Annotated in this window: 28 protein-coding genes, 1 tRNA gene and 1 riboswitch; of the genes, 15 read left to right on the top strand and 14 right to left on the bottom strand. The window is 62.2% G+C overall.

What is annotated here, in order from left to right; all coding sequences use genetic code 11:
• The first annotated feature begins 205 nt into the window (after positions 1–205).
• The 3 genes from RNA01_RS02435 to RNA01_RS02425 all read left to right on the top strand — a co-directional run bounded on the left by RNA01_RS02435 (position 206) and on the right by RNA01_RS02425 (position 3,486).
• On the top strand, positions 206–1,408 hold the full coding sequence (locus RNA01_RS02435) for an aspartate aminotransferase family protein (RefSeq protein ID WP_147178367.1): 1,203 nt from the start codon (positions 206–208) through the stop codon (positions 1,406–1,408).
• 16 nt (positions 1,409–1,424) lie between these two features.
• Positions 1,425–2,342 carry an ornithine carbamoyltransferase gene (argF, locus tag RNA01_RS02430; protein WP_147178366.1) on the top strand — a complete coding sequence of 306 codons (918 nt, stop codon included), beginning with the start codon at positions 1,425–1,427 and terminating at the stop codon, positions 2,340–2,342.
• A 154-nt stretch (positions 2,343–2,496) separates the two neighbouring features.
• Positions 2,497–3,486: an Hsp33 family molecular chaperone gene (locus RNA01_RS02425; protein WP_147178365.1), complete on the top strand. Its 990-nt coding sequence runs from the start codon at positions 2,497–2,499 to the stop codon at positions 3,484–3,486.
• Between the two features lie 49 nt (positions 3,487–3,535).
• Here the strand turns inward: RNA01_RS02425 and apaG are convergent, their stop codons facing one another.
• A complete protein-coding gene (gene apaG, locus RNA01_RS02420; protein WP_147178364.1) occupies positions 3,536–3,928 on the bottom strand; it encodes a Co2+/Mg2+ efflux facilitator ApaG/CorD in 393 nt (130 codons plus the stop codon).
• Between the two features lie 200 nt (positions 3,929–4,128).
• The gene (locus RNA01_RS02415) at positions 4,129–5,313 is read right to left on the bottom strand and encodes an O-succinylhomoserine sulfhydrylase (RefSeq protein ID WP_147178363.1); all 1,185 of its coding nucleotides are present in this window, start codon (positions 5,311–5,313) and stop codon (positions 4,129–4,131) included.
• Positions 5,314–5,360: 47 nt separating this feature from the next.
• Positions 5,361–5,439: riboswitch (SAM riboswitch) on the bottom strand.
• A gap of 74 nt (positions 5,440–5,513) precedes the next feature.
• Between RNA01_RS02415 and RNA01_RS02410 the strand changes: the two genes are divergently transcribed.
• Positions 5,514–6,611 carry a 2'-deoxycytidine 5'-triphosphate deaminase gene (locus RNA01_RS02410; protein ID WP_147178362.1) on the top strand — a complete coding sequence of 366 codons (1,098 nt, stop codon included), beginning with the start codon at positions 5,514–5,516 and terminating at the stop codon, positions 6,609–6,611.
• Here the strand turns inward: RNA01_RS02410 and RNA01_RS02405 are convergent.
• Positions 6,588–7,457, bottom strand: a complete 870-nt coding sequence (locus RNA01_RS02405; RefSeq protein ID WP_284728005.1) for an ion transporter — start codon at positions 7,455–7,457, stop codon at positions 6,588–6,590. The two genes, RNA01_RS02410 and RNA01_RS02405, sit on opposite strands and share 24 nt — an antisense overlap.
• Positions 7,458–7,526: 69 nt before the next feature.
• On the opposite strand from RNA01_RS02405, the gene RNA01_RS02400 reads away from it, so the two are divergent.
• Positions 7,527–7,600, top strand: a tRNA-Gly gene (locus RNA01_RS02400).
• Positions 7,601–7,630: 30 nt separating this feature from the next.
• Here the strand turns inward: RNA01_RS02400 and RNA01_RS02395 are convergent.
• On the bottom strand, positions 7,631–8,815 hold the full coding sequence (locus RNA01_RS02395; RefSeq protein WP_235916391.1) for an MFS transporter: 1,185 nt from the start codon (positions 8,813–8,815) through the stop codon (positions 7,631–7,633).
• On the opposite strand from RNA01_RS02395, the gene RNA01_RS24315 reads away from it, so the two are divergent.
• Complete coding sequence (locus tag RNA01_RS24315) at positions 8,766–8,900, top strand: hypothetical protein (RefSeq protein ID WP_268906684.1); 135 nt, start codon at positions 8,766–8,768, stop codon at positions 8,898–8,900. The genes RNA01_RS02395 and RNA01_RS24315 overlap by 50 nt on opposite strands.
• A 52-nt stretch (positions 8,901–8,952) precedes the next feature.
• On the opposite strand, the gene RNA01_RS02390 is transcribed toward RNA01_RS24315, so the two are convergent.
• Complete coding sequence (locus RNA01_RS02390) at positions 8,953–10,782, bottom strand: glycosyltransferase family 2 protein (protein ID WP_235916375.1); 1,830 nt, start codon at positions 10,780–10,782, stop codon at positions 8,953–8,955.
• Positions 10,783–11,018: 236 nt separating this feature from the next.
• Between RNA01_RS02390 and RNA01_RS02385 the strand changes: the two genes are divergently transcribed.
• The gene (locus RNA01_RS02385; protein ID WP_147178360.1) at positions 11,019–11,897 is read left to right on the top strand and encodes a transporter substrate-binding domain-containing protein; all 879 of its coding nucleotides are present in this window, start codon (positions 11,019–11,021) and stop codon (positions 11,895–11,897) included.
• A gap of 39 nt (positions 11,898–11,936) precedes the next feature.
• On the opposite strand, the gene RNA01_RS02380 is transcribed toward RNA01_RS02385, so the two are convergent.
• The 5 genes from RNA01_RS02380 to RNA01_RS02360 all read right to left on the bottom strand — a co-directional run bounded on the left by RNA01_RS02380 (position 11,937) and on the right by RNA01_RS02360 (position 15,211).
• The gene (locus RNA01_RS02380) at positions 11,937–12,350 is read right to left on the bottom strand and encodes a tellurite resistance TerB family protein (protein ID WP_147178359.1); all 414 of its coding nucleotides are present in this window, start codon (positions 12,348–12,350) and stop codon (positions 11,937–11,939) included.
• 69 nt (positions 12,351–12,419) lie between these two features.
• Positions 12,420–13,220 carry a thermonuclease family protein gene (locus RNA01_RS02375; RefSeq protein ID WP_147178358.1) on the bottom strand — a complete coding sequence of 267 codons (801 nt, stop codon included), beginning with the start codon at positions 13,218–13,220 and terminating at the stop codon, positions 12,420–12,422.
• Positions 13,221–13,232: 12 nt separating this feature from the next.
• The gene (locus RNA01_RS02370; RefSeq protein ID WP_147178357.1) at positions 13,233–13,895 is read right to left on the bottom strand and encodes a S24 family peptidase; all 663 of its coding nucleotides are present in this window, start codon (positions 13,893–13,895) and stop codon (positions 13,233–13,235) included.
• A 146-nt stretch (positions 13,896–14,041) separates the two neighbouring features.
• Positions 14,042–14,689: a response regulator transcription factor gene (locus RNA01_RS02365; RefSeq protein ID WP_147178356.1), complete on the bottom strand. Its 648-nt coding sequence runs from the start codon at positions 14,687–14,689 to the stop codon at positions 14,042–14,044.
• 90 nt (positions 14,690–14,779) lie between these two features.
• The gene (locus tag RNA01_RS02360) at positions 14,780–15,211 is read right to left on the bottom strand and encodes a hypothetical protein (RefSeq protein WP_235916389.1); all 432 of its coding nucleotides are present in this window, start codon (positions 15,209–15,211) and stop codon (positions 14,780–14,782) included.
• A gap of 146 nt (positions 15,212–15,357) precedes the next feature.
• On the opposite strand from RNA01_RS02360, the gene RNA01_RS02355 reads away from it, so the two are divergent.
• Together RNA01_RS02355 and RNA01_RS02350 are read left to right on the top strand one after the other, a co-directional pair.
• Positions 15,358–15,705 carry a DUF952 domain-containing protein gene (locus RNA01_RS02355; RefSeq protein WP_147178355.1) on the top strand — a complete coding sequence of 116 codons (348 nt, stop codon included), beginning with the start codon at positions 15,358–15,360 and terminating at the stop codon, positions 15,703–15,705.
• Complete coding sequence (locus RNA01_RS02350) at positions 15,702–16,790, top strand: quinone-dependent dihydroorotate dehydrogenase (RefSeq protein WP_147178354.1); 1,089 nt, start codon at positions 15,702–15,704, stop codon at positions 16,788–16,790. Before RNA01_RS02355 ends, RNA01_RS02350 begins: the two co-directional genes overlap by 4 nt.
• Here the strand turns inward: RNA01_RS02350 and RNA01_RS02345 are convergent.
• The 3 genes from RNA01_RS02345 to RNA01_RS02335 are packed head-to-tail and all read right to left on the bottom strand — an operon-like array spanning position 16,766 to position 18,937.
• Positions 16,766–18,133 carry an MATE family efflux transporter gene (locus RNA01_RS02345; protein WP_147178353.1) on the bottom strand — a complete coding sequence of 456 codons (1,368 nt, stop codon included), beginning with the start codon at positions 18,131–18,133 and terminating at the stop codon, positions 16,766–16,768. The genes RNA01_RS02350 and RNA01_RS02345 overlap by 25 nt on opposite strands.
• A 41-nt stretch (positions 18,134–18,174) precedes the next feature.
• Entirely contained in the window at positions 18,175–18,669 is a 495-nt protein-coding gene (locus tag RNA01_RS02340) for a CAP domain-containing protein (protein ID WP_147178352.1), read from the bottom strand.
• Between the two features lies 1 nt (position 18,670).
• Positions 18,671–18,937: a DUF6460 domain-containing protein gene (locus tag RNA01_RS02335; protein ID WP_147178351.1), complete on the bottom strand. Its 267-nt coding sequence runs from the start codon at positions 18,935–18,937 to the stop codon at positions 18,671–18,673.
• 146 nt (positions 18,938–19,083) lie between these two features.
• Between RNA01_RS02335 and RNA01_RS02330 the strand changes: the two genes are divergently transcribed.
• From RNA01_RS02330 to pdeM, 6 genes are all read left to right on the top strand, one after another.
• Positions 19,084–20,028 carry a class I SAM-dependent DNA methyltransferase gene (locus tag RNA01_RS02330; RefSeq protein ID WP_147178350.1) on the top strand — a complete coding sequence of 315 codons (945 nt, stop codon included), beginning with the start codon at positions 19,084–19,086 and terminating at the stop codon, positions 20,026–20,028.
• Positions 20,029–20,144: 116 nt separating this feature from the next.
• Positions 20,145–20,783 carry a YitT family protein gene (locus RNA01_RS02325; RefSeq protein WP_147178349.1) on the top strand — a complete coding sequence of 213 codons (639 nt, stop codon included), beginning with the start codon at positions 20,145–20,147 and terminating at the stop codon, positions 20,781–20,783.
• Positions 20,784–20,844: 61 nt separating this feature from the next.
• On the top strand, positions 20,845–21,147 hold the full coding sequence (locus tag RNA01_RS02320; protein WP_147178348.1) for a hypothetical protein: 303 nt from the start codon (positions 20,845–20,847) through the stop codon (positions 21,145–21,147).
• Between the two features lie 106 nt (positions 21,148–21,253).
• On the top strand, positions 21,254–21,892 hold the full coding sequence (locus RNA01_RS02315; RefSeq protein ID WP_147178347.1) for a YitT family protein: 639 nt from the start codon (positions 21,254–21,256) through the stop codon (positions 21,890–21,892).
• 160 nt (positions 21,893–22,052) lie between these two features.
• A complete protein-coding gene (locus RNA01_RS02310; protein ID WP_147178571.1) occupies positions 22,053–24,557 on the top strand; it encodes a ligase-associated DNA damage response DEXH box helicase in 2,505 nt (834 codons plus the stop codon).
• A gap of 28 nt (positions 24,558–24,585) precedes the next feature.
• Positions 24,586–25,311, top strand: a complete 726-nt coding sequence (gene pdeM, locus RNA01_RS02305) for a ligase-associated DNA damage response endonuclease PdeM (protein ID WP_147178346.1) — start codon at positions 24,586–24,588, stop codon at positions 25,309–25,311.
• A gap of 2 nt (positions 25,312–25,313) precedes the next feature.
• On the opposite strand, the gene RNA01_RS02300 is transcribed toward pdeM, so the two are convergent.
• Positions 25,314–25,874, bottom strand: coding sequence for a dihydrofolate reductase family protein (locus RNA01_RS02300; protein ID WP_147178345.1), 561 nt, complete (start codon positions 25,872–25,874; stop codon positions 25,314–25,316).
• Positions 25,875–25,972: the final 98 nt, after the last annotated feature.

Genomic DNA, 25,972 nt, shown 5'->3' with positions numbered 1-25,972 from the left:
CGTGGGGTGCGGAAAAACGTCGCGGTGTTACCGGGATGGCTGAAAATGCAAGCGTTCTGCGCTGTTTCGTTGACAGGCTGGAGCGAAATGTCGATAGTGCCACCGCCGCCGAAAGGCGGCATTTTTGATTTTTCAGGCCGCCGAGAAGGCGGAAACCCTGAACGTTCGTTGTCCCTCCAAGCTCTCCAGAAGGAGTGTTTTCGTCATGGCAGAAGCCTCGCACCTCTATCAGACCTATATGCGCGCGCCCTTGCGGTTCGAGCGAGGCGAGGGCGTGTGGCTGATCACCGAGGGTGGCGAGCGCTATCTCGATTTCGCCGCCGGTGTCGCGGTCAATGCGCTTGGTCATTCTCATCCACATCTGATCGAGGCGTTGACGACGCAAGCCGGCAAAGTCTGGCACCTTTCCAATCTCTATGACGTACCGGGCCAGGAAACTCTCTCCAACCGTTTGACCGAGGCGACCTTCGCCGATCGTGTCTTCTTCACCAATTCGGGAGCCGAAGCGCTGGAATGCGCGATCAAGACGGCGCGTCGCTATCAGTTTGCCAAGGGCCACCCAGAGCGCTTCCATATCATCACGTTCGAGGGCGCTTTCCATGGGCGGACGATCGCTACCATCGCCGCAGGTGGTCAGGAAAAATATCTGGAGGGCTTCGGTCCGAAAGCGCCGGGCTTCGACCAAGTGCCTTTCGGTGATCTGGAGGCCGTGAAGGCAGCGATCACCGAGGAGACGGCGGCGATCCTGATCGAACCGGTTCAGGGCGAGGGCGGATTGAGGGTCGCCTCCAACGAGTTTCTGCGGGAGTTGCGCAAGATCTGCGATGACAACGGCCTGTTGCTCGTCCTCGACGAAGTCCAATGCGGCGTCGGCCGCACTGGCAAGCTGTTCGCTCACGAATGGGCGGGTATCACGCCAGACATCATGGCGGTTGCAAAGGGTATCGGCGGTGGTTTCCCGCTTGGTGCATGCCTTGCCACCGAGGAGGCGGCCAGCGGCATGAAGGCCGGCACGCACGGTTCGACCTATGGCGGCAATCCGCTTGCCATGGCGGTCGGCAATGCGGTTCTCGACGTTGTTCTGGCTGATGGCTTCCTTGAGCACGCACGTGACGTCGCGCTGATCTTCCGTCAGGGGCTGGCCTCGCTCGCGGACCGCTATCCTGACATCATCGAGGAGATCCGCGGCGAAGGCCTGATGCTTGGCATCAAGGCCAAGGTGCCCAACGTCGACCTGTTGATGGCGATGCGCGAGGAGCATGTCCTCGGCGTTCCAGCCGGCGACAATGTCATCCGTCTCTTGCCGCCGCTTATCGTTACCGTCGATGAAGCGCGGGAAGGGTTGAAGCGTATCGAACAGGCGGCCGAGCACCTGCGTGGCAAGCTCGCGGCTGCATCATCGAACTAAGGCAGGTAAGCAAGAAATGGCATCCCCGAAGCATTTTCTCGATCTCTCCGCTGTTACGGCGCCCGACCTCCGCCTGATGTTGGAAGACGCCAAGACGCGCAAGCAGGCGACCAAGGCCGGTCACGCCGACAAACCGCTGGCCGGCAAGATGCTGGCGATGATCTTCGAGAAGCCCTCGACCCGCACACGTGTCTCCTTCGACGTCGGCATGCGCCAACTCGGCGGCGAAACACTGTTTTTGTCCGGCACTGAAATGCAACTCGGCCGCGCCGAGACCATCGGCGATACGGCCAAGGTCCTGTCGCGCTATGTCGATGCGATCATGATCCGCACAACCGATCACACGCGGCTCTTGGAATTGGCCGAACACGCTACCGTTCCGGTCATCAACGCGCTGACCGACAGCACCCATCCCTGCCAGATCATGGCCGACGTGATGACCTTCGAGGAGCATCGCGGCCCGATCGAGGGAAAGACGGTGGCTTGGACCGGCGACGGCAACAACGTCCTGCATTCGCTGGTCGAGGGCTCCGCCCGCTTCGGCTACCGCATGAACATGGCCGTTCCGCTAGGCTCTGAGCCGGATGCGCAGTTTCTCAATTGGGCCCGCAACAACGGCGGCGACGTCATGCTTTGCCACGAGGCGGAGCGGGCTGTGGCCGGTGCCGATGCGGTGGTGACAGATACCTGGATTTCGATGAACCAGGAGCACAAGGCGCGCGGCCACAATGTCTTCCAGCCTTTCCAGGTCAATGCCGCACTGATGAAACTGGCTGAGCCGAACGCGCTGTTCATGCATTGTCTGCCCGCCCATCGAGGCGAGGAGGTCACCGATGAGGTGATCGACGGTCCCCAGTCGGTCGTGTTCGATGAGGCCGAGAACCGGCTTCATGCGCAGAAATCGATCCTGGCCTGGTGCTTGGGCGCGATCTGATCGATCTGACGAATGTCGGAATGGGGCGTGGAACGAGCGGCGAGGCAGGTCTCTGGCTCGCTTGATCTTTTGTCGCCCGGTTCCCATTTGTGCCTGTGACAAAGAGGCGTCGCGCCTCGCTACGTTCAAGCGCTGAGGCGCCAGGAGTACAATTATGACGAACAAACCTGCCGAGCTGGGCGAATTTGGTTTCGCCGGCGATGATCGGGTTGTGCCCTTCCAGGTAGAAGGGCTCGACGTGCGCGGTCGCGCTGTGCAGATAGGTCCCCTGCTGAATTCCATTCTTTCTCGTCACGACTATCCCGAGCCGGTCGCCCGGCTGTTGGCTGAGGCCATCGTGCTGACGGTGCTAATCGGCACCTCGCTGAAATTCGAGGGCAAGTTCACGGTCCAGACAAAGAGCGACGGTCCGGTTGATTTGTTGGTCGCCGATTTCGCCTCTCCGGAGAATGTTCGCGCCTATGCCCGCTTCGACGAGGAGCGATTGGCCGAGGCCGTCGCTGCCGGCCGCACGTCGCCCGAGCAGCTGCTCGGCGCGGGCGTATTGGCGCTCACGATTGACCAAGGCAATTTTATGCAGCCTTATCAGGGCATCGTACCGCTTGACGGTGCCTCGCTGGAGGATATCGCCGGCGTTTATTTTCGCCAGTCCGAGCAGATCCCGACGCGTGTCCGCCTCGGCGCCGCCGAGTTCTTCGATCGCGACGAAGAGGGGCGCCCGCGCCGCAGCTGGCGTGCCGGTGGGTTGATTGCCCAGTTCTTGCCCGAGGCTCCGGAACGCATTCGCCATTCCGACCTACATGGTGGTGACGGTGACAGCGGTGAGCATCCACATTCGGAAGACGACGCTTGGGCGGAAGCGCGCATGCTTGTTGATACCGTTGATGCTGATGAGCTGACAGACCCTCAAATCGGCGCGGAGCGTCTGCTGTTCCGGCTGTTCCACGAACGCGGCGTCCGCGTCTACGACCCGCACGCGGTCTATGATCGGTGCAGCTGCTCGCGCGACAAGATCAAGGGTGTCCTCCAGGGCTTTTCACAGGAAGAGCTGGAGGAAAGCCAGACAGAGGGTGCGATCACAGTCACCTGCGAGTTCTGTTCGGCAAGCTACCGCTTCGAAGCAACGGAAATCACCGCCGGCTGATCATGGCAAAGGGGCGGGCGAGGCGGCAGGATCAGTGATTTTGCCGCTTTCAGTTCAGGATCCTGAGCATTCCCGGAGCGTCGAGGGAAAAGGCGGGGATGGAGACGTCGAATGTCTCGCCGTCATCGGTTTCCATCTGATAGTGGCCGAACATCAGCCCGGACGGCGTGTCGAGCGGGCAGCCTGAGGAGTACTCGTAGGTGTCACCAGGTCTGAGGTGGGGCTGCTCGCCGACGACTCCCGGTCCGGTTACCTCGTCCACTTGGCCGTTCTGGTCGGTGATATGCCAGTAACGCTGCATGAGCCGCACCGCTACAGAGGAATGGTTGGCGATCACAATGCGATAGCCCCAGACATAGCGGCTGTCTTCCGGATCGGATTGCTCTTCCAGGTAATAGGGTTCGACACCGACTTCGATGCCGCGTGTCACGGCGCGGTACATGCACGGGACCTTTTTTGAAGCTTCGCTAATTATCGGCTGCAGCATGGCGCGATGAGGAAAAAATACAAGCGCGCCCGCCCGCCAAAGCGCCCGGTCATATGCACATTTTGCTGTTAAAGCTAACCGTTGAGGTTAAGGCCCAGTCCGGGCATGTACACGGCATGCCCGGACTTCTTGGTCCTTGATACTCCTGGAAAGGGTCAGGCGCCGACGTTTGCGATGGCGCGAGCGAAGTCTTCCAGCAGGTCCTGGGTGTCCTCGATGCCGCAGGAAAGGCGCACCGTGCCCCCGGACATGCCGAGTTCGGCGCGTGCCTCGTCGGTCAGGTTCTTGTGCGTCGTGGTGGCCGGATGGGTGATCAGGCTCTTGGCGTCGCCGAGATTGTTGGAAATCTTGACGATCTCCAGCGCGTTCTGCAGCTTGAAGGCCGCGTCTTTGCCGCCCTTCATCTCGAAGGCGACCAGCGTCGACCCGCCGGTCATCTGCTTGGCGACGATGTCGGCCTGCGGATGGTCGGCACGGCCCGGATAGATCACCTTGGCGACCTGCTGCTGTTCGGCCAGGAAGTCGGCGATCGCCGCGGCATTCGCCGTCTGCTGCTTGACGCGCAGCGGCAGCGTCTCGATCCCCTTCAACAGCGTCCATGCGTTGAAGGGTGACATGGCCGGGCCGGTATGGCGGAAATAGTCCTGCAGGTTCTCGGCGATCCACTCCTTCGACGAGAGCACGACGCCACCGAGGCAACGGCCCTGTCCGTCGATGTGCTTGGTGGCCGAATAGACGACCACATGGGCGCCGAGTTCGAGCGGCTTCTGGAAGAGGGGGGTGGCAAAGACATTGTCGACGATCAGCGTGGCGCCGGCTTGATCGGCAAGCTTGGCGACGCCGGCGATATCGACCACCTCCAGCGTCGGATTGGTCGGGCTTTCGAGGAACATCACCTTGGTGTTCGGCCGGATTGCCGCTTCCCAGTTCTTGAGATCGCGACCATCGACCAGCGTGCACTCTACGCCATAGCGCGGAGCAAGCGTTTCGACCACGTAGCGGCACGACCCGAACAGCGCGCGGGCAGCGACGATATGGTCGCCGGCCTTCACCTGACAGAGCACGGCGGCGGCAACCGCTGCCATGCCTGAGGCCACGGCGCGGGCGTCTTCCGCGCCCTCGAGCAGGCACATGCGCTTCTCGAACATGTCGTTGGTCGGGCTGCCATAGCGAGCATAGATATAGCCCTCGGTCTCGCCTTTGAAACGAGCCTCGGCGGCCTCGGAGCTCTCATAGACGAAGCCCTGTGTGAGATAGATTGCCTCGGACGTTTCGCCGTAGGGTGAACGGAGGGTTCCGCCATGGACCAGTTGGGTTGCGGGGCGCCAGTTCTTGCTCATGCCACTCAGCCTTTTGAACACAAAAAAACCGGTCGCGATATCGGACCGGTTTCTAGCACCCGGTCTTTTTAGCCATTTGTTTAACGTGGCTGCAAGCCGACCGGCCAAATCACCACGGGATAAGCCTCCCTTACGCTTGTCGGGCCCTTGCGTCAATTCCTCGACTTTGGTTTTGTCGGACCCAAATAGGAAGAAACGACATGATCAGGACCACCGGCATTCTCTCCGACAGAGCCATCGGAACGCTTTTCGGCGACGGGCGGCTGATGAGCGAGATGATGCTCGATCATGACCAGATCCAGCCGGCAAGCCTTGATCTTCGCTTGGGCGCCAAGGCGCTGCGCGTGCGCGCGAGCTTCATGCCTGGCCGCGCCCATACGGTGGCGGAGAAGCTCGAACGGCTGACACTGCACGAGATCGACCTGGAGAATGGTGCTGTGCTCGAAACCGGCTGTGTCTACATCGTGCCGCTGATGGAGAGTCTCGACCTGCCAACAGAGATGTCGGCCTCGGCCAACCCGAAGAGTTCGACCGGCCGCCTCGACATTTTCACTCGCGTCATGGTCGACCACGCGCAGGAGTTCGACAAAATCCCGGCTGGCTACAAGGGGCCGCTTTATTTGGAAATATCCCCGCGCACCTTCCCGGTCATCGTGCGACGTGGTTCGCGCCTGTCGCAGATCCGTTTCCGTGTCGGCCAGGCGCTGCTCGGCGAACGCGAACTCCTCGACCTGCACGCCGCCGAAACGCTGGTCGCCAGCGAGGACCCTAATGTGTCGGGCGGCGGCATCGCCCTGTCGATCGATCTCAAGGGGACCGGTGAGGATGGCCTGATCGGTTACCGTGGCAAGCACCACACCTCGGTCATCGACGTCGACAAGAAAGCCGCCCACGACGTGCTCGATTTCTGGGAACCGATCTACAGTCGTGGCCGAAACGAACTGATCCTCGACCCGGATGAATTCTACATTCTCGTCTCCAACGAGGCCGTGCATGTTCCTCCGCTCTATGCGGCGGAAATGACACCCTATGATCCGCTGGTCGGCGAGTTTCGCGTGCATTATGCCGGCTTCTTCGACCCGGGTTTTGGCCATGCCGCGGCAGGTGGCGCGGGAAGCCGCGCCGTGCTTGAAGTGCGCAGCCACGAGGTGCCCTTCATCCTTGAACATGGCCAGGTCATCGGCCGTCTGGTCTACGAACACATGCAAGAGCGCCCGCAAGGCCTTTACGGCTCCGGCCTCGGCTCCAATTACCAGGCGCAGGGCCTCAAGCTGTCAAAGCATTTCCGGCTCGGCTGAGCCGCGCTCGCGGCGGATGGCCGCGAGTTCTCGCCGGAGTTCCCGCAACTCGGCCAGGACCTTCCGCTGTTCCTCGATGATCTCGTCCTGTCCGACCTGCGTCGGAATTTCATGCTCGAACTGCATCGACGAGACGATGATTCCGATGAATAGGTTGAGCACAGTGAATGACGTAGCAATGATGAAGGGGATAAAGAACACCCAGGCGAGCGGGTGGATTGCCATGATCGGCCGTACCACTTCCCCAGTCCAGCCTTCGAGCGTCATGACCTGGAACAGAGTGAAAGCCGAGGCGGCGATCGTCCCGAACAGCTCGGGAAAATCGGCGGCGAATAGCTTGGTCGCTGCAACCGAGGAAACGTAGAAGACCAGGCTCAAGAGCAGGAATATCGATCCCATGCCGGGCAGCGCGGAGAACAATCCGCCGACGACCCGCCGCATCGATGGAACTGCCGAGATCAGCCTGAATAGCCGGATCACGCGTAAGGCGCGCAGGATTGAAATGCTCTCGGTGCTCGGCACTACAGAGATGGCGATTACCACCAGATCGAAAGCGCGCCATGGCTCGCGGAAGAAATCCCGGCGGTAGATATAGAGCTTTGCCAGCAGTTCGAGAACGAATACGCCGAGTAGGGCCTGATCCGCGATGTGAAGTGTCAGGCCGAAATGCTGCATGATCACCGGAGAGGTCTCGAGGCCGAGGGTGACGGCATTGGCGAGGATCAATAAGGTGATGGCGGTTTCGAAACGTTGCGATTCAATAAGCTGGCGCAGAGGATGCATGGTGAGAGACCGGGAGACAATGGCGGGAAATATCCCGGCATTGTGCGAAGTGGAGGTTAACATCTTCCTTGCTGCCGGCGGGCTTTCAGCCTTGACATGGCGTCTCATCTGTTGGAATTGTGCGGGCCGCGCGCGGGTGTAGCTCAATGGTAGAGCAGCAGCTTCCCAAGCTGAATACGAGGGTTCGATTCCCTTCACCCGCTCCAGCCTCCATGGATATTAGAAAAGCAGGCCGCTCATTTCGCGGATGCGCTTCGCCGTCGTCTGGCTTCGAGTAGGAGGAGGCCGAAGAGGGTGATCACCGTAAAGCCCGCGCCTCCGAGAAATGTGCCGGAAGGTCCGGTCGCATCCCACAGCAGTCCGGCGATGATGCTCGCCGCGAGCAGCGCCATGCCAGTGATCAGATTGAACATGCCAAACGCCGTGCCGCGCAGTTCCGCTGGCGCGGTGTCGGCGATGAGCGTCGACAGCAGTCCCTGGGTGAAGCCCATGTGTAGGCCCCAGAACGAGGCACCAAGCGCCAGGCCAAGCGTCCCGGAGGAAAAGGCGAGCACGAGATCGGCCGCCAGCAGCAGGACGAGGCCGATGACGAGCAGTTTTGTCCGGCTCATCCTGTCCGAGAGTGCGCCCACCGGGTAGGCGGAGAGAAAATAGGCGACATTCATCACCACCATCACCGCAGGTACAAGCGCGGTCGGCAGACCGATGTCCTGTCCTTTGAGCACAAGGAAGGCCTCGCTGAACCGCGCCAGCGTAAATGCGGAGGCGACAGCGACCACCCACCAGTAGTCGGTACTCAGCCGACGAAGCTCACTCCGGCTGAGCGGCATGCGCACCTTGCGGACCGGTGCGTCGCGCTTGGGCTCCTTCACTGCGAACATGATCAGTCCGACCGAGACGAAGGCGGGGATGACGGCGATCCAGAAAACGAGGGTGAAATCGTTGCTGAAGGCCCACATGAAAACGATGGCAAGCAGCGGGCCGAGCAGTGCGCCGAGGGTATCGAGCGATTGCCGAAGTCCGAAGCTCGCGCCGCGCAGATCCGGCGGTGAGATGTCGGCGACCAATGCGTCGCGTGGTGCGCCGCGTATGCCCTTGCCGATCCGATCGATGAAGCGGGCGGTGATCAACCAGGTGACGCCCGGTGCCAGCGGGAATATCGGCTTGGTGAGGGCGGCAAGCCCGTAGCCGAGCGCCGCAAGGAGTTTGCGTTTTCCCAGCCAGTCGCTTAGCGCGCCTGAAAAGACCTTGGTGATCGCTGCGGTCGCTTCGGCGATACCTTCAATGATGCCGACTGTGAGTGTCGACGTGCCGAGCACTGTCACGAGGTAGAGGGGCAGGATAGCGTGGATCATTTCGGAGGAAATATCCATGAACAACGAAACGAAGCCGATCGCCCAGATCGCGCCGGGGAGCCTCAGCCAGTTGGCTGTCCCGTCCGGCTCCTCTTTCCGAACCAATGTGCGTCTCCTCAATGTTCTGGTGCTGCATCACCTTGGCAATTGAACGCGTAGTCCGTTGCCTGTTGTGAAAGCAGTGCCCCTTCTCCCGACCGGGGTCAAGGTGGGGCCGTGCCGGAGGCGCATAGCTCACATGCCTGCGGCGTCTCCATCTTTGTCGCGTCACCGGCTTGGCGCGGCTGATGCGGTGTCTTGTTCCAGAAGAAAGGGCTGTAACGGAGTTCGCTGACCGCTTTCCAGGCAGCATACGAGGTCATCATCCAGTAGAGCGGAACGCCCATCCAGCGTCGACCGATCCGCTCTCGCTCATAGGTGGTGACACTCGTCAAGCCGAGCGCGACGAAGGCGGCGTAGCTACCCAGGATATTGGTGATGTCGACCGCGAAGAGCAGGGTCTCCAGGGCCCCGATCGCCTCGGCTGGCTTTTGCAGCATCGCCACACATGAGGATACGAGGAAGACCAGAATGAGAGGATGGCTGAGTGCCGAGACCAGCATGCCGCCAATCAGCAATTGGAAAGTTGCAAAGGCCACCAGTCCCATTTCGTCGATCGTCCGGGCCGGATCGCGCATGATTACCAGCCATGTCTGGAGCCAGCCCTTGAACCAGCGCGTCCGCTGCCCCAACCAGACGCGGGTCGTCGTAGGCGCGTCCTCCAGCGTCTGGCGCCGGATCGTCGCCGAACGATAACCCATTCGGTAGAGGCGCATGCCAAGATCGGCACCCTCCGTCACATTGTGGGGGTCCCAGCCGCCGACCTCCTTCAGTGGGCCCATACGGAAATGGTTTGACGTGCCGCCGAGCGGTAGCGGCATGCGGAAACGGGCGAGCACTGGCAGCATGCGGCGGAAGAGGGCGGCATATTCGAGCGCGAACAGCGCGCTGGTCCAGGATTGATGCATGTTGGCGATGATCAGCGGCGCCTGCAGGCAGGCGAGGTCGGCGGGCGCGGAGCAAAAGGCACCGTAAGCCTCCCTCAACTGGCCTGGGTGAGGTCTGTCCTCGGCGTCGAAGATCGTGAGATAATCGCCGCGCGCACCCGCAAGCGCGTAGCTGAGAGCCTTTGGTTTGGTTCGCGGCATCATTGGCGGAACCTCGATGATCTCGATGTGCCGCTGCGGCGTGAGCGCCCGGATCGAAGCCAGTGTCTCGACATCGTCGGCCTCGCAGACCAGCTTGACATCAAGCCGCGTGCGCGGCCAGTCGAGCCGTTCGAGTGAGGCAAGCAACTGCGGTACGACCTCCGCCTCGCGATAGAGCGCGACCATCACTGTGTAGACTGGCAGAGCGTCTTCCGTCGCGATCATGGCCAGTGGATCTGGCGAATTCGCCTGTCGGGCGCGTCTCCCATAGGTCAGCGCGACTAGGCGCAAAGCGAGCGCGGCGAGATAGAGCAGGGAAAGCGCCACATGGAGCCACAGTGCTGTGAGCGTCGGAGCTACTGCGATTAGCGCGACTGAGCCGGTCGCAGCGCTCCCGGCCCAGAAACCCTGGTGTGCTGTGAGTACTCTGTGGGCCGAATGATCGGGACGCTCCTCGACAAGATGGCGGACCGTCGCGCGCACCCGTCGCTCCGCTCCCGCTCGCCAGGCTGCCTGCCGAATAGTCGTCGGTGAGGCGATGGCGATCGACTGGCGCAGACACTCATGGCGATCGAGGCTTGAGAGCAGCTGATCAATGCGTCTCGCCTCTGGTGCGATAACGGTAAGCGGTGGCTGGTTCCTGTCGTGGAGTCTGAGGGAGCAGGGGCGGGTCAGCTGGCTGTCCAGCCCCGGACCGTCAACCACCGAGCCCTCCGGAATTTCCTTGAGAAAGGCAAGGCCCGCCAATCGCGCCAAGGCGCCGTAATAGGCGTCCTCCTCGACCTGGCCGCTCGCCAGCAACTCCGCCTCGAGCGTCGTGCCGGAGGCCGCGGCTCGTTTTGCCATGTGGGCGATCAGCGGCTTTGAGAACCCGAGTGATTTCAACACGAGCGCTTCAGCGCGCAACGCATCAACGCGGGCACCGTCCTCGTCGGGTTTCCCGGGGACAGGTTCTCCATATGATGCAGCACTGGCTTCCCCGGTACTCGCTTGCGTGCGAGCACCATATTCCCCGATTTGCATGACTCTGTTACACCGTCATCGGATGATGACGTCCCAGCTGTCCCCGGAAATGGATCATAATGATACGCAAGCGAGTTTCATCCCTGTATTTGAAGGGGCTGCGCGTTTTAGTTGTGTCAGCTTGTGCTTTTCTTGCCGGCGCATTCTATCCGCGCTCGTCTCAGGCCGGCGATTTGCCAGTGCTGTTCGACGCCCGGGAGCGTCTGCCGCGGCCCGACCTGACCAGCCTGCTGCGGTTGCGCTTTCTGACGACGACGGATTTCCCCCCCTTCAACTTCGCCGATCAAACGGGTCGGCTGGCCGGTTTCCACGTCGAGTTGGCAAGGGCCATCTGCGCCGAGCTCAGAATAGAGGCAAAGTGCCAGATCCAGGCTTTGCCCTATACCGAGCTCGAGGCCGCCCTTGATAGTGGCCAGGGTGATGCGGTGCTGGCGGGTGTTGCTGTGACCGAAGAGCTACGCGATCGGTTCTTGTTCAGCCGGCCCTATATGTTGTTGCCCGCGCGCTTCGCGCGCAACAAGGAGGCGGTCCTTGGCGGGCAGAATGCCGATGCGCTGTTCGGCCGCCCCGTCGGCGTGGTCAGCGGCACTGCCCATGAGGCGATGTTGAAAGCTTTCTTTCCGGACATACAGCCGGTCGGCTTTGCAGACCGCGACGCGATGCTGGCCGATTTGAAGGCAAAGAAGATCGATGCGGTATTTACTGATTCCCTGCGCTTGTCCTTCTGGACGGCCGGCGAGGCGTCGGGCGGCTGTTGCGCGTTGTTCGGTGAGGCCTATGTTTCCGAGCGCTTCCTTGGCGAGGGGCTGACGATCATGGTGCGGCAGGACGACTCGACATTGGTCGCCGCTTTCGACAGCGCCTTGGCTGCTTTGTCGCGGAATGGCCAATTGCAGGAGATCTACCTGAGCTATTTTCCCTACGACCTGTTCCGTTAGTCCTTGCGCCGGCGAAGGCCGGCGCAAGAGATTTCCCATTCAGATTGGACGATAGCGGGCGATGGCGCTACGCTCGATTGCTGCGCAGGTCAGCTTGTCGAGGTTCAGTCGGTCGCGCAACAGTTGCAACAGCCGGATTTCCTCGGGCTTGACGGCCAGGTCGACTGCCATCACTTCGACCGCCATCGCATAGGCCGTGTCGTAGGCGCGCGCCGGCAGGGCATCGCGAATGACCTCGAGCGCGATGTCGAGACCTTCCGGTCCGGCCAGAATATCGGCGCAGCGCTGTGAAATTTCGATCAGGCGGTCCTTATCGAAGTCGTCAAAGATCGGCAGGGCGTCGGTCAGTTGGCCGATGCGGCGCAATTCCTTTTCGTTCATCGAATTGTCGACGGCGGAAGCCATGACCATGACGAAGACAAGGGCGTCGTGCGGCGTTACGGGCGTAGTCATCTGTCGGATATTCCTCGTTGATTTTCTGAATTCTATGGGGTGTCAGCCACGCTTTCAAGCCGGGCTGGGCTACCTTTGGTCATCGCCGAAAATGCCGCGGCGCTCGCTGCGCGCCCTTTCGCTCAATGAGCCGAGCGGCGAGCCGGGCGGCGTTTCGACCCACCCGTTCTCGGCGAGCCACGTCGCGATGTCGATTTCACCGACTTGGCAATGGGCTTCTATCGTCCCCTCCCAGTCGGCTTTATCGGCATCGCAAGCGATCGTCCGGTTGCGTAGGAACATCCGCTGTTGGGTACGCGCCACCATGCCGCACGGCCAGTTGCCGCCGCTTGCCGTCGGGCAAACCCGCATGCGGTCGGTGCTGGTAATGTCGGCGAGCTTGAGATTGCGTAAACCGAAGGCGATCAGCCCGGCCTCGACGGATTCCGGCCGAGGCAGTAGAACGAGTTTCACCCGCTGCGGCGCCGGGGTCTTGGTCTCGAGCGGCGCGACCCGCTCTAGCGGACCCAGCGCTTCCGTCAACGGTGATGCGAAGAGCTCCGGATTGACCGCGCGGACGCCGCGATTGCTGCCCTGCGTTGCTGTGGTGGTGCCGGCAGCAGCTTCCGCCGGTACACCGGTTTCGGTACCATCGCCGTCGCCCGACAGGTCGAGCGGTTTCAATGCCTCGGACGGTATCGCGGCGGGTGCCGGTTCGAGGGCCGGTGTGGCATCGGTTATGTCAGCGGGTTCGGCCCATTCCGTCGACATATCATCGATCTCGAACGTGTCGCTCTCGCGCGTGCCGATATTGCGGCCGGCAACGCTGAGCAATGCGGCCCAGAGCGCAAGGCCGGCCAGTCCGGTGACGAGGGTTCCCAAAGGGCGCATAGGCCGATTTTCCTACTGGCTGGCCCAGATGATCCGCGCGATCCACTCGACATCTGCCATGTCGAAGCTGCGGTTCGGATGCTCCGGATTGAGAGAAATCAGTTCGATCGACTTGGCCGATTGGCGGGCCAGGACCTTGGCCATGACCTCACCCTCGCGCGTCTTGACCACCACCCGATCACCGCGCCTTACCTGGGCGCCGGGCTCGACAAGCAATATGTCGCCGTCGCGATAGAGCGGCTTCATGCTGTCGCCCTGCACCTCCAGGGCATAGACACCCGACTTCTGGGCCGGTGAGGCCGGAAACTCGACCACGTCCCAGCCTTGACCGGCGGGAAAGCCGCCGTCATCGAAGAAGCCCCCCGCACCCGCCTGGGCGAAGCCAAGCAATGGGATCGATCCGCTCTGCTGCTGAAACGCACCATTCGATCCGGCATAGCCGGCGCCGGGCTCGATCAGATCCATGAATTGGTCGATGCCGGTGCCAGTTGCCTCGAGCACCTTGGAAATGGATTCCGTCGAAGGCCAGCGCATGCGTCCGTCAGGCCCGGTCCGCTTCGACTTGTTGAACGATGTCGGGTCGAGCCCCGCTCGCCGCGCCAGACCTGACGGGGTGAGCTGGTGACGCTCAGCGAGCCTGTCGATCGCGGCCCAGATCTTGTCATGCGAAAGCATCGTCGCTCATGCTCCAGGGCCGGCGACGACGGCAATTGATGCCTTGCCCCGGCAATATGGCGGAACATTAGCGAATCTGGTCCGATCCGTAAAGGTGAAAAGGAATAAAATCCTTGTTCCGGGTGTCTTTTTCCAGCCGGCGGATGTCAGGCGACCATGGCCATATTGATCTTGCCGAGCTGAATCACCGCCTGGGTGCGGCTATCGACCTTGAGCTTCAGTAGGATCGCCGAGACATGTGCCTTGATCGTCGCTTCCGATACGCCGAGCTCATAGGCGATCTGCTTGTTGAGCAGGCCTTCGCCCAGCATGCCGAGCACGCGGCTCTGTTGCGGGGTGAGCGTCCTCAGACGGTTGAGCAGGTCGGCGACGTCTGGATCCTGTTCCTGGCCCCCCTGGTAGAATTTCGGCGTCCATATGTCGCCCTCAAGCACCGACTGGATGGCGGCGCGAATGTCGTCGATGCCGGACGACTTGGAGATGAAGCCCGAGGCGCCCAGTTCAAGCGCGCGACGGATGGTCGTGGGGTCGTCACTGGCGGAGATGATGACGATCGGCAGGCTGGCGAATTCGGCTCGCAGTGCCATCAGACCTGAGAAACCGGAAACGCCCGGCATGGAGAGGTCGAGCAGCATCAGATCGGCGTCGTTATGGGCACTCGCCGCCTTGCGCGCGGCTTCGAAATCGCCCGCCTCAATGATTGCTTTCTCTCCGTCGATGCCGCTGACGGCTTGACGCAAGGCTCCGCGAAAGAGTGGATGGTCGTCTGCAATGATGAAGGTTGATAGCGTCATGTCGAAGCCCCCTCCCAAGAGCGATGCCTTTTTGTGCCGCATCCGCGGTTTCTTATCTATTTAGCGACTACGGCGAATATCTACAATAGTCTATGTTTTGTCGGGCGAGGTGCCTTCGTCCTTCTGTTTGAATTCCTCGACCAGTCCGAAGAAGCTGCGCATGAAGCGTTCCATTATGCCGATCGAACGCTCGACTTCCTCATCACTGGGCAGAGGCTCCGGCTTCAACAGCGGCTGGCCGGTGGCCATCGCGTGCTCGAGCGCATCGACGCGCTTTTCCAGTCGGTCGAGTTCCTCTTCGTAGGCCGCGCGCTCGTCAGCGGCCATCCGGCAGGTGAGCGTTCCGTCCTTTTCCCGGCAAAGCGTAAGCGCGCCCGTCTTGCGGTCGAGCCGCACGAAGCCATTTTCGGTCTTTTCAAGGGTGAAGCGCGCAAGGTCGGCATCCTGCGCCCGCGCGGCGAGGGGGTCGGCAAGGGGCGCGGCAAATCCTGCCATAACAATGAAGCAAACGGTGGTCGTCATCGGTCGCATTGCACTCTCCTCGAATTCGTCGCGGCCTGATCCCCGCCCAGAGCCGATATGCGCCGTCCCTGCATCAACCGTGGACAAGCCGCCCGGTTTGCGGCAAACCGCCAGCACGACGGTATTGCTGACGGAAGGACGAGGCCTTGGATCGGATCATATACAAGATTGTGCCGCGCGAATTATGGCAGGAGGCGCGCCGTGAGGGTGTATTTCGCGGGGCGACGATCGATCTTCAGGACGGCTATATCCATTTCTCCACCGCGGGCCAGGCGATCGAGACGGCCGGGCGGCATTTCGCCGGTATCGATAATCTGCTGCTGGTCGCCGTCGAGGCGGCGGCATTGGGCGAGGCATTGCGCTTCGAACCGTCGCGCGGCGGCGATCTCTTCCCGCACCTCTATGCCAATCTGCCGCTCGATGCCGTTGTCTGGGAAAAACCCCTGCCGCTCGGCGCCGACGGCCTGCATATCTTTCCGGAGATGGAACGATGATCGATGCCTTCAAGACGATTGCCCGTCGCGGGCTTTTTCTGTTCGACGCCGAAACCGCCCATGGCATATCGATCGCCGCACTGAAATCCGGCCTTGTGCCGGCCTGCCGGCTGAAAGTCGATCCACGTCTCGCGGTCATGGTGGCGGGACTGGCCTTCCCCAATCCGCTCGGCACGGCAGCCGGCTATGACAAGAATGCGGAAGTCCCTGATGCGCTTCTGCGCCTCGGCTTCGGCTTCGCCGAGGTCGGCACGCTGACGCCGAAGCCGCAGGCGGGCAACCCCAAGCCGCGCATCTTCCGGCTGGAAAAGGACATGGCGGTGATCAATCGCCTCGGCTTCAACAATGAAGGTCATGCCGCAGCCCTTGCCCGTCTTCTCGCGCGCCGGCCGGAGGGGCTCGTCGGCGTCAACATCGGCGCCAACAAGGACAGCGCCGACCGGATCGCCGACTATGTCGAGGGCATCCGCCGCTTCGCCGGGGTCGCCTCCTACTTCACCGCCAACATATCCTCGCCCAATACGCCGGGCCTGCGCGACCTGCAGGCACGCGAGAGCCTGTCGACGCTGCTGTCGGCGGTCCTTGCCGCGCGCGATGAAATTGCCGCGGCGACCGGTGTACGCCGTCCGGTCTTTTTGAAGATCGCGCCGGATCTTACTGAGGAAGGCATGGACGATATCGCCGCAGAAGCGCTCGCTCACAACCTTGACGGACTGATCGTCTCCAACACCACTCTGTCCCGAGGCGGCCTGTCTGATGCTCGCCTTGCCGGAGAGGCTGGCGGCTTGTCCGGCCGACCGCTGTTCGACAAGTCGACAGCGGTGCTGGCGCGTATGCGCAAGCGGGTCGGCCCCACCATGCCGATTATCGGCGTCGGCGGTATCTCGTCAGCTGAAACGGCGCTCGAAAAGATCCGTGCCGGCGCCGATCTCGTGCAGCTCTATTCCTGCATGGTCTATGAAGGCCCAAGCCTGCCGGGTCGCATCGTTCGGGGTCTGTCGAGCCTGCTCGATCGAGAGAAGGTCGCGTCGATCCGCGAGCTCCGGGACAGCCGTCTTGATTATTGGCTGGCGGCAAAGGTCTGATCGCGCTTGCCCCGCAAGAGCGACACCAGTAGCAGACCGCGCAAGGCGAGAAACAGGTTGAGCGCCAGCCACAGGCCGTGATTGCCCAACGGCGGGACGAGTGCCGCCAGCGCCACCAGATAGCCGCCGAAGGCTGCGAGCATCATGTTGCGCATCTCGCGCGACCAGGTGGCGCCGATGAAGATGCCATCCATCTGGAAAGCGAGCGCCCCGGTGACTGCCGTCAGCGCCGCCCAGGGAAGGTATTCGCCGGCAAGGGTCCGGACCTCCTTGGCTGTCGTCAGGACGGCGATCGCCGCATGTCCGAAGACAAGGAACAGCACGGCGGTGACGAGCGCCAGGCCGAACGACCACAGGGCTGTCAATTTCACCGCCCGGTCGAAAGCCTGTCGGTCGCCGGCGCCGATGGCGCGGCCGGCGATCTGTTCGGCGGCATTGGCCATGCCATCGAGATAGAAGCTCGCCACCATGAAAAAATTCATCAGCACGGCGTTGGCGGCGAGCGCCACCGGGCCAAAGCCGTTGCCGATCCGGGTCAGAAGGGTGAAGGCCCCGAGCAAGACGAAGGTGCGGATCAGCAGGTCGCGATTGATGGCGATCAGGGCGATCAGCCGGGATCGCGCGAATATCGCCGCGATCCGAGGCGCCTTTTCGCGGTCGAAACCAAGGACCACGATCGCAAGGCCGACCACAACCGCGACGCCTTCGCCGATCACCGTGCCCCAGGCGACGCCGGCAATCCCCCAGCCAAGCATCAGTCCGAGATAGACCGACAGCGCGATATTGGTGCCGTTGAGCAGCGCCTGGAGGAAGAGCCCGGTCGTGCCGCGTCCGCGCCCGAGCACGAAGCCAAGCAGGGTAAAGTTGATCAGTGAAAAAGGCCCGGCGAGAATGCGGATCGAAAAATAGGTGACGGTCGCTTCCGCCACTCGGCCTTCCGGTCCCAAAAGCGCGAGGCCAGCCGACAGGAGAAGCGGCGAGGCGAGAACGATGACGAGGCCGAAGGCGATGGCCAGCAGGAAGGAGCGCCAGAACACCGCCTGCTGTTCACACTGGTCGCCGCGCCCGAAGGCTTGGGCGACAAGCGCCGTTGTCGAGGCACGCAGAAAGTTGAGGCTGCCGAACAGCAGATCGAACAGCACGGCGCCGATGGCGAGCCCGGCGAGCGCCTCCGCCGATCCGGTGCGGCCGACCACCGCCGTGTCGGTCAGGCCGAGCAGCGGCGTTGTCACGAAGCCGATGGTCATCGGGATTGCGATCGAGAGCACCAGCCGATGCGTTACGGCGAAGCCAACGCCCGTGCGCCTGCCATCCCTCACAGTCGTCTCGCTTCTCGTATCCATTGCGCAGCCATCATCCAGGTTCACGCCGGGGCGGGAATCGCTCAGGCCGACAGCACCATGGCCCAATAAGGGCGGTTGGCGGAAGAGGGATCGCGCGCAACGGCGACGCCGAGGCCCTGATAACCGCCGAGCATGTTTTCGAGATGCTTCCTGGAATCGATCCAGGCCTGGACGGCGCGCTCGACGCTGTCCTGGCCGGTCGCGATATTCTCGGCGGCGGGCAGTGGCACGGCGGTCGCCTTCATGCGCTCGAGGAAGCTGTCGTTGAAGCCGATAAGGTGTGACATCTTCCCGGCCTTTGCCATGCGCTTCGCCTGCGCCAGCGCCGCCGTTTCGGCAGCCGGGCTCTTTGAAAGTGTCGAAAGCCCCTGGCTGGCTCGCAGGTCATTGACGATCGGCAGAGCGCCCTCGGTCTCGACTTCTGCGAGATCGTCACCGGTCGGCAGGATGTCGGTGCTGCGGCAGCCGGCAAGTGCGGCCAGCAGGCCTGTGCCTGCCAGAACGATCAGCCGGCGCCGCGGCACGGGTTTCAGCATGTCAGTTCCGTGCACTGATCAGCCTCAGCACGATGAACACCGGAACGACGACGGTCGCGCCGAGCAGCAGGTAATCACCGACCCGACCGAGCGCCGCGAAGCCGCGATACCAGATCTCGATGAAAAAGTGGCGGATGCCCTCGATGATGTCGACCGGATAGATGCCGAATATGGTCATGATAAAGCCGACGATCAGCGATACGACGACAAGTTTGATCAGCGTGCGGCCCGGGGTGTCGCCGAGAAATCTGTTGACCCGTTCGGTCATGGCAATCTCCTGTTTTTCTTCACATAGGAAGAGGCGCCGTTTCTCGCAAGCGAGGCCCGCAATCGCGGTCGCTCGCGCCGGACAACTTAGCTCTTGTGTTTTTTCGTCCCTTCGGTCAAGAGCCGCGTGATCCAAGGGATTTTATCATGCAACCGACCCAGTTCTCTTCCGGTGACGTCATTGCCGACCGTCGGGCCGACTATGCCCGCATGCTTGCTGAAAGTGGCGATCCTGCGGCGGCGGCCGAATTGATGGAACAGGCGCTGGAGCTGGCCCCCACCTGGGCGGCAGGCTGGCTGCGTCTTGGCGAGTACCGCGAAAAGGCCGGTCTTGACGGAGAGGCGGCGGTGGCCCTTGAGCGGGTGCTGGCGCTCGATCCGGAAGACATATTCGGGGCCAGCTTGAAACTGGCTCTTCTCGGCGCGGCCGAAACACCCGACAAGCCGCCGAGTCGCTATGTCGAAGCCCTGTTCGACGACTATGCCGATCGGTTCGAGGAGGTTCTGGTCGAGCGGCTCGACTATTCCGTTCCCGGCAAGCTCGCGGCATTGGTGCGAAGAGTGCGGGACGAGGGTGGTGCGTTCGACTGCGCGGTTGATCTGGGGTGCGGCACGGGACTGCTGGGCATCGAGATCCGCGGCATGGTCAAGCGGTTGGAAGGCTTCGATCTGTCGACCAACATGCTCGCCAAGGCCGAGGAAAAGGGTATTTATGATTTGCTGGCGCGATCGGACCTGTCGGTTGATGTCGATCTGTCGGGTGTCTTCGCCGGCGGCCTTGCGCGCGGACGTGCCGATCTTGTCGCCGCCGCCGACGTCCTGATGTATCTCGGCGACCTGTCGAACGCTTTCGCGCTCGCCGCCGCGCTTGCCTCTCCGGCCGCGCTCTTCGCCTTTTCGGTCGAGGATGCCGCTACGCCGGACGGTTTTCATCTCGCCCCCTCGTTGCGCTATGCGCATTCGGAACACTATGTCCGCGGTGCCCTTGCCGCAGAGGGTTTTGAAACGCTTGACATCGAGCGCACGACCATTCGCATGGATGGCGGAAAACCGGTCTTCGGCATCCTGTTTATTGCGATCCGGACCGCGTGATCGGAATGAAAGTTGCGAACTGCGCGATAGGTCAGCCTACCTTACCTATCGCTCTTGCGCTCGCGGGTTTCTGGGGTACTCTTTGCGTTGCGGGAGGCCTTTTTCGGAGACGTGTCATGGCGCATTTGACGAGCATGCTGGGCATCTGGAATTCCAATCCGACCCGCCATACTGCGGCTGAGGATCTGCAGGGTCTGCTCTCGGGGAGCATGATCGCCGCGCTCGGCCTCTATCTCCTTGCTAAAGTCGGCCTGCTGACGGGTGGCATGGCGGGTCTTGCCTTTGTTCTGCATTATTGGAGCGGCTTGAGCTTCGGTCTGCTTTTCTTCGTTCTGAACTTGCCCTTCTACCTCTTGTCACTACGCAGCGTCGGTCTCGATTTTACCGTGAAGACCTTTGCTGCGGTCGGGCTTACCTCATTCCTTGTCGAAATCGAGAGCCGGTTTCTGGTGATAGAGAGTATTTCTCCGGTCTGGGCTGCCATTTTGGGCGGTCTTTTGCTCGGCTACGGCCTGCTTGCGCTCTACCGTCATCGGGCCAGTCTCGGCGGGATCGGCATTCTCGCTATCTATGTGCAGGATCGCTTCGGTATCCGAGCCGGCCTTGTCCAGCTGTCCTTCGACCTGATCGTCATGGCCGCTGCTTTTGCCGTGGTTAGCCCGCAGGTGGTGGCATTTTCGGTGCTCGGCGCCGTCGTTTTGAATCTCTTCCTCGCCATCAATCACCGCTCCGATCGATACATCGCGCTGCGCTAGTGCGAATCCGGCGCCTGATGTAAGCTCCTCGGAACAACTGGCGACAGAGGAGACAACCACCATGGATTTGACCCCGTCACTTGTGGGTGCCGCGCGCGCCCTGGCGAAAATCGATCGTGAGCGATTGGCCGCGAAGGCCGGGCTGGAGGTCGGTGCGCTGGCAGGCTTCGAGGATGGTCTTTCGGACCTCGACCCGGCCGCGCGCGATGAGTTGCTCAAGGCGATCGAGCATTTCGGCGTGGAATTCCTCCCTGCGGACGATGCGGGTCCAGGCCTTCGGTTGAAATTCAACGCTCAGGAGACCGGGCAGCTTCTGGGATGGGAAGGTGAAGGCGGCACGCCCGGCGAGGACGAGGTTCCCTGATCCGGTCTCCCGCTGTTCTTCACGAGCATTCCTGGCTTGATGACACCCCGGCGCTGAGGCTATGGAGTGCATGCAAGACAGGTTCAATGACAGGCGGGAATAGGGAATGACCGAGGCAAGGACGAGCTTTGCGACACTGCTGACATCAAGCCCCGAGCGTCACTCGCTTGTCGACGACGTGCAGGGGCTGGCGGCCGGATCGATGATGGCGTCTCTGGGGGTTCTTCTCCTGTCGAGTGCCGGGCTGCTCACCGGTGGTACCACCGGTGTCGCCTTTCTCCTGCACTACGCCACCGGCTATGCCTTCGGCCTGATCTTTTTCGTCATCAACCTGCCGTTCTACTGGCTGGCATTCCGTCAGTTTGGGCTCGGCTTTTCGTTGAAGACATTCGCCGCCGTCGCCTTCACCTCCTTCCTGACGGAGGTGGTGCCGAAGGCCATCGGAATTGCGCACATCGACCCGCTGGTCGCAGCGATTTTCGGCGGGCTGGTCATCGGTGCCGGTCTTTTGGCGCTCTTTCGCCACAGGGCAAGTCTTGGCGGCTTTGGCATTCTCGCGCTCTATCTGCAGGACCGTTTCGGCTGGCGCGCCGGCCTCGTGCAACTGGTGCTCGACGGCACCGTCGTGCTCTTCTCCTTTTTTGTCGCCACGCCCTACATCATCGCCTGCTCGATCATCGGTGCTGTCGTGCTCAATCTGACGTTGGCCATCAACCACCGCAAGGACCGCTACATCGCGATGTGATGAGCGGATAGGGTCGTATTGAACGCGCCCTCCTTTCGGGGGGGGCGTGCCGCGCGCAAGGCGGCGCGGGCCGGCGGCGGCGCCAGCATGAGCTTTTGCCGACCGCCCTTTTCTTCCCGTCCGGCTTCGCTACCTTCAAGGCGTGCTGACATCTGATTCCATCAAGCCTGGCGAGGCCGTAATCACGCTACCCAAGCCCTTCCTTCGCTGGTTCGCGGAAAAGGGCTGGCAGCCGCGTGCCCATCAGCTGGAACTGCTGGCCCGTGCGCGCGGCGGAGAAAGCCTGCTCCTGATCGCCCCGACCGGCGCCGGCAAGACGCTGGCCGGCTTCCTGCCATCGCTGACCGAACTTGCGGAGCGCCGCCGTCCGGCGCCGGGCTCGCCCTTTACCGGTATCCACACGCTCTACATCTCGCCTTTGAAGGCGCTCGCCGTCGACATCGAACGTAACCTGATGAAGCCCGTCACCGAGATGGGCCTGCCGATTTCGATCGAGAACCGCACCGGGGACACGCCAAGCGGAAAGCGCCAGCGCCAGAAGCTCAACCCGCCCGACATCCTGCTCACAACGCCGGAACAGCTCGCCCTGCTGATCTCGGCCAATGACGCCGAGCGTTTTTTCAAGGACCTGCGCTATGTCATCTTCGATGAGCTGCACTCGCTGGTCACCTCGAAGCGCGGTCATCTCCTCTCGCTCGGTCTTGCACGCCTGAGAAAACTCGCGCCCGCCCTCAAGACCATCGGCCTCTCGGCGACCGTCGCAGCGCCGATGGACCTGCGGCGCTGGCTGGTCGGCCAGGCGGCACCCGACGAGCGTCAGGCTGGCCTGATCACGGTCGAGGGCGGCGCCAGGCCCGACATCACCATCCTGACGACCGAGGAGCGCATTCCCTGGTCCGGCCATTCCGCCCGCTATGCCATGCCGGAACTCTATGCCGTGCTGAAGGACTTCCAGACGACGCTGATCTTCGTCAACACTCGCTCCCAGGCCGAGATGCTGTTTCAGGAGCTCTGGACGATCAACGACGACAACCTGCCGATCGCCCTGCATCACGGCTCGCTGGACGTCTCCCAGCGCCGCAAGGTCGAAGCGGCCATGGCCGACAACAGACTGCGGGCGGTGGTCGCCACCTCGACGCTCGATCTCGGCATCGACTGGGGCGATGTCGATCTCGTCGTCCACGTCGGTGCGCCAAAGGGTGCCTCGCGTCTTGCCCAGCGTATCGGCCGCGCCAACCACCGCATGGACGAGCCGAGCAGGGCGATCCTCGTGCCGGCCAACCGTTTTGAGGTCATGGAATGCCAGGCCGCCCTCGATGCCAACTATATCGGCGCCCAGGATACCCCGTCGGTCGGCGAGGGATCGCTCGATGTGCTCGCCCAACATGTGCTCGGCATGGCCTGCGCCGGTCCCTTTCTGGCTGACGAACTCTATGCCGAAGTGATTAGCGCCTCGCCCTATGCCGGCCTGCAGCGAAACACCTTCGACCGCATCGTCGACTTTGTCGCGACCGGTGGCTATGCGTTGCGGACCTATGAGCGCTATGCCCGCATCCGCCTGACCAAGGACGGCCGCTGGCGGGTCTCCAATCCGCAGGTCATCCAGCAATATCGCCTCAACCTCGGCACCATTGTTGAAATGCCGATGCTCAACGTCCGCCTCGTCAAGCGCAACCATCTGGGCTCGCTCGGCCGTGGCGGCATGATGCTCGGCAAGGTCGAGGAATATTTCTTCGAACAGCTGAGCCCGGGCGATACCTTCCTTTTCTCCGGCAAGGTGCTGCGCTTCGAGGCCCTGCGCGACAATGAGTGCCTCGTCTCCAGCGCTTTCTCGCAGGATCCGAAAATTCCCGCCTATGCCGGCGGTAAGTTCCCGCTCTCGACCTATCTTGCCGAGCAGGTCCGCGCCATGCTGGACGATCCGCAGCGCCGCAGGGGCCTGCCCGATCAGGTGCGCGATTGGCTGGAGATCCAGCGTGAAAAGTCGATCCTCCCGAAGCGCGGCGAGCTGCTGGTCGAGAGTTTCCCACGCGGCAACCGCTTCTTCCTCGTCGCCTATCCGTTCGAGGGGCGCCTGGCGCATCAGACCCTCGGCATGCTGCTGACCCGGCGCCTGGAGCGCATGGGCGCCAAACCGCTCGGGTTCGTCGCCACCGACTATTCGCTCGCCGTCTGGGGGCTGGAGGACATGGGCACGATGATCGCCTCGGCGCGCCTCAGCCTTTCCGACCTGTTCGACGAGGACATGCTGGGCGATGATCTGGAAGCCTGGCTCGCCGAATCCTGGATGCTGAAGCGCACCTTCCGCACCTGCGCGGTGATCGCCGGCCTGATCGAGAAGCGGCATCCGGGTAAGGAGAAGAGTGGCCGCCAGGTGACGGTCTCGGCCGACCTGATCTACGACGTGCTGCGCAGCCACGAACCCGACCACATCCTGATGCAGGCGACGCGACAGGATGCCGCCGCTGGTCTTCTCGATATTGCCCGGCTTGCTGATATGCTAAAGAGAATCAAGGGTAACATCACCCACAAGCGGCTGGATCATATTTCGCCGCTTGCCGTTCCGGTGATGCTGGAAATCGGCCGCGAGCCGGTCACAGGCGAGGCCCAGGAACATGTGCTGGCGGAGGCCGCTGACGACTTGATCGCCGAGGCCATGGCCTAGAGGAATGGCCTGAAGGAAAACTGACCGCATGAACCGCCTGTCCCGCCTACAGGATCCCTCCGCCACCCACGCCCAATGCTCGGTTCGCTTCATCGTGCACGGCGTCGAGGCAATGGCCGATCCGTCCGGTGCGCTCGTCCTGCCTGACTTGCAGATGGTGGTCGTTTCCGATCTCCATCTTGAAAAGGGTGCCGCCTTCGCCCGCCGAGGGCAGTTCCTGCCGCCCTATGATACGCTGGCGACGCTGAAGATCCTGGAAGCGGTGATCGCTCGCCATGATCCAAAGATCGTCGTCAGCCTTGGCGACAATTTCCATGACCCGGTCGGTTCCGTACTGATGCCCGAGGCCTTTCGCGATCGCATAGCGCTCATGACCGCAGGCCGAGAATGGATCTGGATCAACGGTAACCACGATCCAGACGGCACGTCCAACCTGCCCGGCTTGTCGGTCGACGAACTCGCCTATGGTGGTTTGATCTTCCGCCACGAGCCGAGTCTTGCCGCCGGCCGGGGCGAGGTGGCCGGCCATTTGCATCCCTGTGCCACTGTACGCCGCCGGGAGAAATCCGTTCGCCGGCCCTGTTTCGCCAGCGACGGCACGCGCTTGGTGATGCCGGCCTTCGGCGTTCTGACCGGGGGGCTGGACCTGCGCCATAAGGCGTTCACCGGCTTCTTTGATCGCTCGGCCCTGGTCGCCCACCTGCTGGGCCGCGACCGGGTCTATTCGGTCCGCTTCGCCAACCTCATCGGCTGAGGTCAACCCGCCGGCGCAGGCGCATAGCGCAGGATCACCCCGCCGGTCTTCAGCGGCCGGGTCTCGAGCAGCGTGAACACCCTCGGCGTCTCGGCCGGCTTGAAATGCGGATTGCCGCCGCCGAGCACGACCGGCACGATGCACAGCCGGATCTCGTCCACCAGCCCGGCCTTGAGCAGGCTGTCCGAGAGCTCCGCGCTTCCGAAGACGAAGATGTCCTTGCCCGGCTGCGCCTTGAGCGCGGTGAGTTCGCCGACGATGTCGCGCACGATGCGGGTATTGTTCCAGTCCGCCCTGTCGAGGCTGCGGCTGGCGACGATCTTGGCGATCGCGTTCATGTAGTCCTTGATCTCCAGTTCTTCGGTTGCGTCGATCCAATAGGCCGCCATGCCCTCATAGGTATTGCGGCCGAAGACGAGCAGGTCCGCCTGCCGGCCGATCTCCAGTGAATAGGCCCTCAATTCCTCGCCCCAGGCGAGTTGATGATAGCCGAGGTCCCAGGGTGACTTGCCCTCGAAATAGCCGTCGAGCGTCATCAGGTTCCAGATGATCAGTTTGCGCATGGGGTCCTCCCTTTGAATCTCAAAACTGATTGCAATATGAAAGCGGTTGTCTTTTAGCTCAACTGATGGCAGATCGCAACTGGTCGAGAGGAGACGCC

It is taken from the genome of Paenirhizobium naphthalenivorans (assembly GCF_007992095.1).
GTDB lineage: Bacteria > Pseudomonadota > Alphaproteobacteria > Rhizobiales > Rhizobiaceae > Allorhizobium > Allorhizobium naphthalenivorans.
Note: the sequence above shows the minus strand (reverse complement) of the source record. Positions and strands in the feature narration are given on the sequence as shown.

What these genes read in the sequence shown, in the direction of transcription:
- RNA01_RS02435 (WP_147178367.1), top strand. Translation starts at nt 206, where the DNA reads ATGGCAGAAGCCTCGCACCTCTATCAGACCTATATGCGCGCGCCCTTG.
- argF (WP_147178366.1), top strand. Translation starts at nt 1,425, where the DNA reads ATGGCATCCCCGAAGCATTTTCTCGATCTCTCCGCTGTTACGGCGCCC.
- RNA01_RS02425 (WP_147178365.1), top strand. Translation starts at nt 2,497, where the DNA reads ATGACGAACAAACCTGCCGAGCTGGGCGAATTTGGTTTCGCCGGCGAT.
- apaG (WP_147178364.1), bottom strand. Translation starts at nt 3,928, where the DNA reads ATGTACCGCGCCGTGACACGCGGCATCGAAGTCGGTGTCGAACCCTAT.
- RNA01_RS02415 (WP_147178363.1), bottom strand. Translation starts at nt 5,313, where the DNA reads ATGAGCAAGAACTGGCGCCCCGCAACCCAACTGGTCCATGGCGGAACC.
- RNA01_RS02410 (WP_147178362.1), top strand. Translation starts at nt 5,514, where the DNA reads ATGATCAGGACCACCGGCATTCTCTCCGACAGAGCCATCGGAACGCTT.
- RNA01_RS02405 (WP_284728005.1), bottom strand. Translation starts at nt 7,457, where the DNA reads ATGTTAACCTCCACTTCGCACAATGCCGGGATATTTCCCGCCATTGTC.
- RNA01_RS24315 (WP_268906684.1), top strand. Translation starts at nt 8,766, where the DNA reads ATGAACAACGAAACGAAGCCGATCGCCCAGATCGCGCCGGGGAGCCTC.
- RNA01_RS02390 (WP_235916375.1), bottom strand. Translation starts at nt 10,782, where the DNA reads ATGGCAAAACGAGCCGCGGCCTCCGGCACGACGCTCGAGGCGGAGTTG.
- RNA01_RS02385 (WP_147178360.1), top strand. Translation starts at nt 11,019, where the DNA reads ATGATACGCAAGCGAGTTTCATCCCTGTATTTGAAGGGGCTGCGCGTT.
- RNA01_RS02380 (WP_147178359.1), bottom strand. Translation starts at nt 12,350, where the DNA reads ATGACTACGCCCGTAACGCCGCACGACGCCCTTGTCTTCGTCATGGTC.
- RNA01_RS02375 (WP_147178358.1), bottom strand. Translation starts at nt 13,220, where the DNA reads ATGCGCCCTTTGGGAACCCTCGTCACCGGACTGGCCGGCCTTGCGCTC.
- RNA01_RS02370 (WP_147178357.1), bottom strand. Translation starts at nt 13,895, where the DNA reads ATGCTTTCGCATGACAAGATCTGGGCCGCGATCGACAGGCTCGCTGAG.
- RNA01_RS02365 (WP_147178356.1), bottom strand. Translation starts at nt 14,689, where the DNA reads ATGACGCTATCAACCTTCATCATTGCAGACGACCATCCACTCTTTCGC.
- RNA01_RS02360 (WP_235916389.1), bottom strand. Translation starts at nt 15,211, where the DNA reads ATGACGACCACCGTTTGCTTCATTGTTATGGCAGGATTTGCCGCGCCC.
- RNA01_RS02350 (WP_147178354.1), top strand. Translation starts at nt 15,702, where the DNA reads ATGATCGATGCCTTCAAGACGATTGCCCGTCGCGGGCTTTTTCTGTTC.
- RNA01_RS02345 (WP_147178353.1), bottom strand. Translation starts at nt 18,133, where the DNA reads ATGGATACGAGAAGCGAGACGACTGTGAGGGATGGCAGGCGCACGGGC.
- RNA01_RS02340 (WP_147178352.1), bottom strand. Translation starts at nt 18,669, where the DNA reads ATGCTGAAACCCGTGCCGCGGCGCCGGCTGATCGTTCTGGCAGGCACA.
- RNA01_RS02335 (WP_147178351.1), bottom strand. Translation starts at nt 18,937, where the DNA reads ATGACCGAACGGGTCAACAGATTTCTCGGCGACACCCCGGGCCGCACG.
- RNA01_RS02330 (WP_147178350.1), top strand. Translation starts at nt 19,084, where the DNA reads ATGCAACCGACCCAGTTCTCTTCCGGTGACGTCATTGCCGACCGTCGG.
- RNA01_RS02325 (WP_147178349.1), top strand. Translation starts at nt 20,145, where the DNA reads ATGGCGCATTTGACGAGCATGCTGGGCATCTGGAATTCCAATCCGACC.
- RNA01_RS02320 (WP_147178348.1), top strand. Translation starts at nt 20,845, where the DNA reads ATGGATTTGACCCCGTCACTTGTGGGTGCCGCGCGCGCCCTGGCGAAA.
- RNA01_RS02315 (WP_147178347.1), top strand. Translation starts at nt 21,254, where the DNA reads ATGACCGAGGCAAGGACGAGCTTTGCGACACTGCTGACATCAAGCCCC.
- pdeM (WP_147178346.1), top strand. Translation starts at nt 24,586, where the DNA reads ATGAACCGCCTGTCCCGCCTACAGGATCCCTCCGCCACCCACGCCCAA.
- RNA01_RS02300 (WP_147178345.1), bottom strand. Translation starts at nt 25,874, where the DNA reads ATGCGCAAACTGATCATCTGGAACCTGATGACGCTCGACGGCTATTTC.